Genomic DNA, 10,949 nt, shown 5'->3' on the forward strand with positions numbered 1-10,949 from the left:
ATCCCGGCCGGCGATCTCGCCGGCCGGGATATCGTCGCGGCTGATCTACTCTCCCAGTTCTCGATCGAGCAATGCGAAGAGCTCGTCGGCGCTGGCGTCCGCCACCACCGTATGGGTGGGGGCCGCGGCCGGCTCCGGCTCGATCGTCGCCTCGTCGAGCATCGCCCGGATCCGGGCGGCCAATCGCTGCTTGTCCTGCGCCGACCGGAGGGTGGTGAACGTCGAGCGCAACGCCGTGAGCTGATCGTCGACCGCGGAGGTCACCGCGGTCTCCTCCCACCGCTGCCGTAACAGTTTCCCCACCGCCGCGGCAGTCGGGTGGTCGAATATCAATGTGGCGGGCAACCTCATGCCGGATGCCTCGGTCAACCTGTTGCGTAGTTCGACCCCGCCCAGCGAATCGAAGCCCAAGCTCTTGAACGGAGCATACGGTTCGATGGCGGCCGCCGTCGGGTATCCCAGCACCGCCGCCGCCTGTTCCCGGACGAATTCGACTGCCACCGCGTCGCGCTCTTCTTCGGCGGCGGCGGTCAGCCGCCGGGCCAGTCCGTCGCCGGCCGCAGCACCGGCCCGGCGCGGACGCGCGGGTACGAGACCGCTGAGCACTTCGGCCAGCAGACCCGCCCGGGACTGCGCGGCCAGGGTGGGCCGATCGAACCGGGCGCCCACGACCACCGGCTCCCCGGCCGAGAGAGCGGCATCGAACAGCGCCGTCCCGATACCCTCGCCGAGCACCTCGATACCCATCCGCTCCAGCCGTGCCACGGCCGACCGGTCGAGCTCACCGGTCATCCCGATATCCGGAGTCCACGGACCCCATGCCACCGAGACCGCGGGCAGCCCCTCGGCACGCCGGGCCCGGACCAGCGCATCGAGCGCCGAGTTCGCCGCGGCGTAGTTGCCCTGCCCGGGTGAGCCCATCGCGGCGGCCAGTGACGAGAAGACGACGAAAGTCCGTAGGTCGTGCCCACGGGTGAGTTCGTCGAGGACGAGCGCCCCGTCGACCTTCGGTGCCAGTACCCGGTCGATCTGTTCGGTGGTCAGCGTCTCGATCGTGCCGTCGTCGAGCACTCCCGCCGAGTGGATCACTCCCGTCAACGGATGCGCGGGATCGATCGAATCCAGTAGTGCCGCCGCACCGGCGCGGTCGGTGACATCGCAGGCCGCCACCCGCACCCGCGCACCCAGCCCGGACAGATCCGAGACCAGGTCCGCGACACCCGCTGCCGCCGCACCACGGCGCGAGACCAGCAGTAGGTGTTCGACACCGTGCTCAGCGACCAGATGCCGGGCCGTCACCGCTCCCAGACCGGTGGTACCTCCGGTGATCAGCACCGTGCCGGTGCCGAATACCGCGCCCGGTGCCGGTGCCGGGGTAGCGGCGGCGCCCTGGACCACCCGGGGCAGGAACATCCGCGATCCACGGATCGCCAGATCGGCCCGGCCCGTCGCCAGCGCCGTGTGTACCAGGTCGAGATGTAACTCGTCGTCGTGGTCCAGCAGGACTATCCGGCCGGGGTGTTCGGATTGCGCGCTGCGGACCAGTCCCGCCGCGGCGGCGGCCGCCAGATCGACCGGTTCGCCGTCGATGCCGGTGGCCCGCCGGGTGGCCACGACGAGGCGGGCATCGTCGGGAAGGTCCGCGGCCAGCCAGGACCGTACCGTGTGCCACGCGGCGTGCACCGCTGCCCGCACGCGTCCGGCGCGGTCACCGGCCGATGGCGTCCGCCCGGTGTGGGCGCCCGGATCAGCGGCCGGCGGCTCGGATCCCGGCGACCACACCACCAGATCCGGAACCCGGTCCATACCCGCCGGCTCGGGGTGGTGCCGTTCGATACCGGGAATACGTACTGTTCCCACGCTCGCGGTCTCCCGGACGACCGGCGACGCCGTCGGCAGCGGCAGTTCGGATTCGACCCAGCGCAGGTCCAGCACGGGTGTGGGCCGGGAAGTGCCGGTCCCGGCCAGATCGGCCGCGTCGACGGGGCGGGAGGCGACGGCGTCGATGGTGAGTACCACCGCACCGGAATCGTCGGCGATATCGATACCGACCCGGCCGTCGCCGGCGGCGACCGCGCGCACCCGCACGGTCCGGGCGCCGGGTCGCCACAGCCGCACCCCGGTGAAGGTGAACGGTAACGGCAGCCGCCCGGGTGGCAGATCACCGAGCAGCCCGGTGACGGCCACGTGCAGGCAGGCATCCAGGAGGGCGGGATGAACACCGAAACCGGCCACCGAATCGACCGCGGTGTCGTCGAGCGAGACCTCGGCGTAGGTGTGCTCGTCGCGGGTCCACAAGGCGGTCACACCTTGGAAGGCCGGCCCGTAGTCGAAACCCGCCTCCGCCAGCCGGTCATAGATCGATACCTCCTCCGGCGGCACTGCCCCGGCGGGCGGCCAGCTCGGCTCGTTCCAGCTCGGCGCGGACTCGGCACCGAGGGCCAAGACCCCGCGGGCGTGTGTCGTCCAGGGGGCCTCCTGGGCGGTGCTCCCGCCGGTGTGCGGACGGGAATGGATCGTGAAGGCCCGCCGGCCTTCTTCGTCCGGCCGGTCGAGACCGACCTGCACGTCGATATCGTCGCCGGCGGCGAGCAACAGCGGAGCCTCGAGCAGCAGTTCCTCGAGGGTGTCCAGGTGCAGGTGTGCGCCGGCACTGCACGCCAGCTCCACGAACGCCGTCCCCGGCAGCAATACCGAACCGAAGACCGCGTGATCGGCGATCCACGGATGGGTCCGCAGCGAGAAGCGGCCGGTGAACAGCCATTCGTCGCGGCCCGCGAGCGGCAACCCGGTGGTGAGCAGTGGATGGCCGAGCGAGCCGGTGGCCGGGTCCGCCCTCGGTGACAGCCAGTACCGGTGGTGCTGGAACGCGTAGGCGGGTGGGGCCACCCGGGTAACCGGGCTCCCGGCGAACAGTCGGTGCAGGCGCACCGGTATTCCCGCCGTATGCGCGCGGCCCAGCGCGGCGACGAAGCCGGCGACCTCGTCCGTCGATCGCCGCGCGGACGCCACCACCGTGGCTGCCGCCGCGATCTCCGGGCGCTCGGCCAGGCTTTCCTCGATCATCACGGTCAGTGCGGCATCGGGGCCGACTTCAACGAACCTGCGCACTCCCGATTCGATCAGCAGCTCCACACCGGGTGCGAACCGCACACAACTACGTACGTGCCGCACCCAGTAGTCCGGGTCGCACACTTCTTCGCTGACCCGGGTGGCCGACACATTGGACACGATCGGGATCGACGGAGCCCGATAGGTCAAGCTCTGGGCCACCGCGCGGAACTCGTCCAGAATCGGTTCCATCATCACCGAATGCGATGCGTGCGAAATCCGCAGCACGGTGTTCTGTACCCCGTCGGCCGTCAACCGTTCGCGGATCCGGCCGACCGCCTCGGCGAAACCGGAGAACACCACCGAACGAGGACCGTTCACCGTTCCCACCGAGACCCGATCATCGGTACCGTCCAGATACCGGTCCGCCTCCGCCTCGGAGACGGCCGCAGCCAGCATCGCCCCACCCGAGGGTGCCGCCCCCATCAACCGGCCCCGCGCCGCGACCAGTACGCACGCGTCGGTCAGCGACCACACGCCGGCCACATACGCCGCCACCAGCTCGCCCAGCGAATGCCCCGCCACCACATCGGGCTGCACCCCGAACGACTCCAGCAGCCGGAACATCGCCACCTCGAAAGCGAACAGCGCCGGCTGCATCCGATCCATCCGGTCCAGCAGACCGTCGGGATCGGTGAACATCACGGTGCGCAACGACCCGTCCAGATGCCGGTCGAATTCCGCGCACACCTCGTCCAGCGCGGTGGCGAACACCGGGAACGCCCGCGACAACTCGGCACCCATTCCCACTCGTTGCGCACCACCGCCGGTGAACAGGAACGCGGTGGAACCCGGGGTCACCCGGCCCTCGACGACAGCCGGTGACGGGGTGCCCGAGGCGAGCGCGGCCAACCCGGCCTGCAACCCCTCCCGATCACCACCGACCACGACACCGCGTCGATCGAACGAAGCTCGGCTGTCCAGCAACGACCGCCCCAGCGTCGCGGCGTCCACCTCGGGATGCGCGATCCACCATGCCCGTAACCGATCGGCCTGGGCGCGTAGCGCGGGCACCGATTTGGCCGAGACGACCAGCGGCACCACCTCGGTGGCCGGGACCGGCTCGTCGCCGGCCGGGGGCACCGGCTCGGCCGACAGCAGCGGCGCTTCCTCGAGGATCACATGAGCGTTGGTTCCGCTGATACCGAACGAGGACACGCCCGCCCGGCGGACAGCGGCACCGGCCGACCACGGTTCGGGCTCGGTGAGCACTCGTACCGCCCCGGCCGACCAATCGACATGGGGGGACAGTTCCTCGGCGTGCAACGACTTCGGCAATGTCTCGTACCGCAGCGCCTGCACCATTTTGATGACACCACCGAGACCGGACGCGGCCTGGGTGTGGCCGATATTGGATTTGAGCGACCCCACCCGCAGCGGCTCCCGGGACCGGTCCTGCCCGTACACGGCCATCAGCGCGTGCGCTTCGATCGGATCACCCAGCGCCGTACCGGTGCCGTGGGCCTCCACCGCGTCCACCTCACCGGGACGCAGACCCGCGTCGGCCAGCGCGGCGGTGATCACCCGCTCCTGCGACGGCCCGTTCGGTGCGGTCAAACCGTTGCTCGCCCCGTCCTGGTTGACGGCGCTGCCACGGACCACCGCCAGCACGTCGTGACCCAGCCGCTGGGCATCCGACAACCGTTCCACCACCAGCACGGCGGCACCCTCACCCCAGGACACGCCGTCGGCCGCGGCCGAGAACGGTTTGCACCGCCCGTCCCGGGCCAGGCCGCGCTGCCGGGAGAATTCCACGAACGGCAGCGGTGTAGCCATCACCGTGGCACCGCCGACCAGCGCCAGCGACGTTTCGCCCTGCCGCAACGCCCGGCACGCCAGATGCAGCGCCACCAGCGACGACGAGCACGCCGTATCCACGGTGAGAGCGGGTCCTTCCAGGCCCAGCGTGTATGCCACCCGGCCGGACACCACACTGCCCGCGCCGCCGGTGCCGACATAGCCTTCGGCCTCCGCGCCGGCGCGCCGGGCGAGTACCTCGTAGTCCTGGTACATCACGCCGGTGTAGACGCTGGAATCGGAACCCCGCAACGAGGCCGGGTCGATCCCGGCGTGCTCGAGGGCCTCCCAGGACACCTCGAGCAGTAACCGCTGCTGCGGATCCATCGCCACCGCTTCCCGCGGTGCGATATCGAAGAACGCGGCGTCGAAACCGGCCACATCGTCGAGGAATCCACCCCGGCCCGAGTACGAGGTGCCCGGATGATCCGGGTCCGGGTGGATCAGGCCCTCGAGGTCCCAGCCCCGGTCGGAGGGGAACTCACCGATGGCGTCGATGCCGGAGCTCACCAGATCCCACAATTCGTCCGCCGAGGAGACCCCGCCCGGATACCGGCAGGCCATCCCGACGATCGCGATCGGTTCGTCGGCCTCGGTACGGCGTTCGGCCCGGCGGACCCGGGTGGTCCCACCCTCGATCTGTGCGCGCAGGAACCGAGCGGTTGCCGTGGCGGTCGGGTAATCGAAAACCAGTATCGAGGGCAGCCGCAGGCCGGTGGCCTTGCTCAGCCGGTTCCGGAACTCGACCGCCCCGAGAGAATCGAAACCCAGTTCGCTGAAAGGCTTTTCGGGGTCGATCGAAGCACCGGAAGGATGTCCGAGCACCTCGGCTACCTGATCGCGGACGAAACCCACCAGGATTTCCTCGTGGGTATCGGGTGCGGCGGCGGCCAGCCGGCGTGCCAGGTACGCACCATCGCCACCGCTGGCCCCGGCGCGGCGCGGTGGCGGCGCCGGGGCCAGCGTTCGTAGCAGGTCGGGTAGCGCTCCGGCACGGGACCGGAGCGATAACGCCGGGAGATCGAAGTCCACCGCGGCGAGGAACGCCGGACCCCCGGACCGGTCGAACAACGCCAAACCGTCGGCTTCGGCCAGCGGCCGGAAACCCAGACGCGCGATCCGGTCGACCGCTGCTGCGGCCAGTTCGGCGGTCATCCCACTGTCCTGATTCCACGGCCCCCACGCCACGGAGACCGCGGGCAGACCGGCGTGTACCCGCCGGCGCGCCAAGGCGTCCAGTACCGAGTTCGCGGCGGCGTAATTGCCCTGCCCCGCCGCTCCGAGCACCCCCGCGATCGACGAGAACATCACGAATGCGGCGAGGTCGGCGCCGGCGGTGAGTTCGTGCAGATTCAGTGCTCCGCCGACTTTCGGCGCGAGCACCCGATCGACCTGGGCCGGGGTGAGAGTATCGATCGTGCCGTCGTCCAGGACACCGGCGGCGTGCACGACCCCGGTCAGCGGGGGGCCGCCGGCGAGGGTGCCGAGCATGGCCCGTACCGCGTCGCGGTCGGCGATATCGCAGGCCATGACGCGGGGCCGGGCTCCCAGCTCGGTCAGTTCGGCGACGAGTTCGCCGACACCCTCGCCCTGTTCACCGCGCCGGGACACCAGCACCAGATCGCGGACACCATGAGCCGTGGCCAGGTGGCGCGCCACCAGCGCCCCCAGACCGCTGGTGCCACCGGTGATCAGCACCGCGCCGGTGCCGAAGGTGAGGGCCGTGTCTTCGCCGGGGTCGAGCCGGGTGAGCCGGGGCACCAGCAGGGAACCGGCCCGCACCGCCAGCTGCGACTCGCCGGTGTCCAGCACCGCCGACACCAGATCCCCGGTCACCTCGGCGGTATCGCTGTCCACGAGCACGATCCGGCCCGGGTTCTCCGACTGCGCGCTGCGCACCAGACCCCAGATACCCGCGGCGGCCAGATCCGGATCCTCGCCGGGTAGCCCGGCCCCGTTACGGGTCACGACGACCAGCCGGGCCTCTTCTGCCTGCGCGGCCGGCCGACCCAGCCATTCGCGCACGGTCGCCAGTGCCTCCCGCACCGCCCGGTGCACCGTATCGGCGGCCTCCGCGCCCGGTGATCCGGGCCGCGGATCGGCGAACCACACCACGGCGGAGCCGCTCGCCTCGGCTGTCCCGGCTCCGGTGGCCACGGACTGCGCCCAGGTGGTCGTATTCGGCCGGGTTTCGTCGAAACCGGTCGCATGCGGCCGGCCTATCGCGACGAGCCGTCGCTCACCCGCCGATCCGGGTTCCGGTGTATCCGCCGGAACCCAGCGGATGTCGTAGCGCGCCTCGCGGGTGGTGGAGGTCGCGGGCGTCAACGCTGCGCGGTCGATCGGCCGCGCCAGTAGCGATTCGATCAGCGCCACCGGCTCACCGGTATCGTCGCGGAGCTCGACCCGGACGCTGCCGGGACCGTTGGCCCGGATCCGCGCCTGCACCGCCGCCGCCCCCGGACGGTACAACCGCACGCCGTTGAACGAGAAGGGCAGTGGGGCCTGATCGGCCCGCGCATCGGCGGCCAGGATATCGCCGGCCGCGTGCAGCGCCGCGTCCAGCAGTGCCGGATGCAGCCCGAAACCGGGAGCGTCCGCGCCGGCCGCAGCCGGTAACAGCACATCGGCCAGTACCTCGTCTCCGTCCCGGGCGGTGCGGCGCACACCCTGGAACGCCGGCCCGTACTCGAACCCCTGGGTGAACAACCGGTCGTAGAGCACCTCGGCCGCGGCCGTATCGACGTCGTCCAGCGGTCCGTCGAACCGGCCGGTGGGCAAGACATCGGCGGCCGCGCCGGGCGCGAAGACACCTCGGGCGTGCGTGATCGCGCCGGTGGCTCCGGCCGGGTCGTTCGCCGGCCGGGAGGCCACCAGGAAGCGGCGCCGTCCGTCGGGCCCGGCGGCTTCCACACTGATCTGGATATCGAACTCGCCACGCTCGGTCGGCCGCAACGGCGCCTCGAGGACCAGTTCGTCGAGTACCGCCATGCCCAGCCGGGCACCGGCGGCCAGCGCCAGCTCCACGAAACCCGTCCCGGGCAGCAGCACCGAGCCGAAGACCCTGTGATCGGCGAGCCACGCCTGCGATGCCATCGAGAGCCGGCCGGTGAACAGCCACTCGTCCCGGCCGGCGAGTGCGACGGCCGCGCCCAGCATGGGGTGATCGACAGCCAGCAGACCGGCTCGGCGCACATCACCCGAGCCGCCGGTGGGTGTCAGCCAATACCGCTGCCGCTGGAAGGCGTAGGTCGGCAACGGAACCCGGCGGGGTGAGTGCCCGGCGAACAACCGGTCCCAGTCCACTCGCAACCCTGCCGCATGCGCGCTACCGAGGAAGGTGACGAACTGCGCCACCTCGTCGACACCCCGCCGCCCGGCCGCGACCACCACCGAACGCGCCTCGGCCTCGGGGTCGGCGGCCACACAGTCCCGCGTCATCGCCGAGAGCACCGCATCCGGGCCGATCTCGACGAACCGGCGCACACCCGCGCCGATCGCGGCCGCGATCCCCGGAGCGAAACGCACCGCCGCCCGCACCTGACGCACCCAGTACTCCGGGTCGGTCGGCACCGACCCGTCCACCACCGCACCGGTCACATCGGACACGATCGGAATCGTCGGCGCCCGATAGCTCGAACCGGCCGCGATCGCGCGGAATTCGGCCAGCATCGGATCCATCCGGGCCGAATGGAAGGCATGGCTCACCCGCAGCCGGGTGGTCTCGGTGCCGCGCCCGCGTAGCTCACGTTCGACCTCCAGCACGGCGTCCGCGTCACCGGACAGCACCACCGACGCAGGGCCGTTGACCGCCGCCACCGACAAGCGGTCCGGGTATCCGGCCGACAACTCGACTGCCTCGGCTTCGGTGATCGCGACGGCCAGCATCGCCCCACCCGCCGGCAACGCGCCCATCAACCGGCCCCGCGCCGCGACCAGCGCACATGCGTCGGACAAGGTCCAGACCCCCGCCACATACGCCGCGACCAGCTCACCGATGGAATGACCCACCAGGAAATCGGGGGAGAGGCCGAACGACTCGACCAACCGGTACAGTGCCACCTCGAACGCGAACAACGCCGGCTGGGTGAACTCGGTGCGCTCCAGCAGTTCACCCGCATCGTCCCGGAACATCAGCTCGCGCAGCGACCTGCCCAGCAAGGGGTCGAAAACCGCGCACACTTCGTCCAGCGCGGCCGCGAACACCGGGAACGCGGCATACAACCCGGAACCCATGCCCGCCCGCTGCGCACCCTGACCGGTGAACAAGAAGGCGGTGCCGCCCGGCACCACGTGACCGGACACCACACCCGCGCCCGGTGCGCCCTCGGCCAGGGCGGTCAGTCCCGCCACCATTTCGGCGTGATCCCGGCCCACGACAGCCGCCCGCCACTCCAGCTGTGCCCGGGTCGTGCACAGTGAATACGCGATATCCCGGAGATCCCCGGCCTCCACCGTCCCGGGCGTGTCCGGACTCAGCCGGGCACGCAACCGGGCGGCCTGGGCCCGCAACGCCGCCTCGGAACCGGCCGATACCAGCAACGGAACGTACTCGGCGGTGACCCGGTCCCCGGTCTCCGCCGAAGGCCCGGCCGACGGCGACGTTCCTTCGGCGGACCCGGCGACCGTCGTCGCCCCGGGCTCCGGCGCTTCCTCCAGAACGACGTGCGCGTTGGTGCCGCTCACCCCGAACGAGGACACACCCGCCCGCCGTGGCCGCTGCCCTCCGCGGGGCCACGGCTCACTGTTCTCGAGCAGTCGTACCGTCCCGGCCGACCAATCCACCAACGGGGTGGGTTCGTCCACATGCAGCGTTTTCGGCAGTATGCCGTGCCGCATGGCCTGAACCATCTTGATCACACCGCCGACCCCGGCCGCGGCCGAGGTGTGGCCGATATTGGACTTGAGCGAACCCAGCCGCAGGGGAGTCTCCACCGGCCGCGCGCCGTACACACCGATCAGTGCCCGCGCCTCGATCGGGTCACCGAGTTTCGTACCCGTCCCGTGTGCTTCGACCGCGTCGACATCCGCGGGCCGCAGACCGGCGTCGGCCAGCGCCTGGCGGATGACCCCCTCCTGCGACAGACCGTTCGGTGCGGTCAACCCGTTGCTCGCGCCGTCCTGATTGATCGCGCTACCACGCACCACTGCCAGCACCGGATGGCCCAGCCGCCGCGCGTCCGACAACCGCTCGAGTACCAGGACACCCAGTCCCTCGGCGAAACCGGTCCCCGCGGCCGCCGCCGCGAACGCCCGGCACCGGCCGTCGGGCGACAGCGCGCGCTGCCGGGCGAACGCGATCAGCAACGACGGATCCGACATCACCGTGACCCCACCGGCCAGCGCCAGCGAGGTCTCTCCCTGCCGCAGCGCTCGACAGGCCAGATGCAGGGCGACCAGCGAAGACGAGCACGCCGTGTCCACCGAGATCGCCGGTCCCTTGAAACCGAGGGTGTAGGCGACCCGGCCCGACAGCACACTGTTGGACACACCCAGGTAGACGTGGCCCTCGGTCTCGGCGGTGATCTGCGCCGAACCGACCCGGGGCCCGTAATCCTGGTGCGCGACGCCGGCGAACACGCTGGTATCGCTGTCGCGGAGCGAAAGCGGATCGATTCCGGCGTCCTCCAGCGCCTCCCACGACGCCTCGAGCATCAACCGTTGTTGCGGGTCCATCGCGGCGGCCTCACGCGGGCTGATCCCGAAGAAGCCCGCGTCGAAACCGGCGGCGTCGTCGACGAAACCGCCCTGGCGCGTGTAGATCGTGCCCGGCACACCCGGATCGGGATCGAACAACCGATCCAGATCCCAGCCCCGGTCCGCCGGGTAGTCCCCGACCGCGTCCACCCCCTCGGCCACGACCCGCCACAGATCGTCGGGTGAGGAGACTCCGCCCGGGTACCGGCAGGCCATCCCGACGATCGCGATCGGTTCCCGGGCCCGGTCGGTGACCTCGCGCAGTTGCTGTTTGGTGTCGTAGAGCTCCTTGGCGGTCTTCTTGAGATACCGGCGAAGCTCGTCGTTGTCGGCCATCGGTGGGG

At 71.0% G+C, this 10,949-nt stretch carries 1 pseudogene; it reads right to left on the bottom strand.

Annotated elements, in window-relative coordinates:
• Positions 1-45: 45 nt before the first annotated feature.
• A pseudogene (locus ACYR7D_RS18965) lies at positions 46-10,929 on the bottom strand (type I polyketide synthase); the annotation flags it as partial.
• Positions 10,930-10,949 lie beyond the last annotated feature (20 nt).

The sequence above is a fragment of the Nocardia sp. X0981 genome (assembly GCF_977089955.1).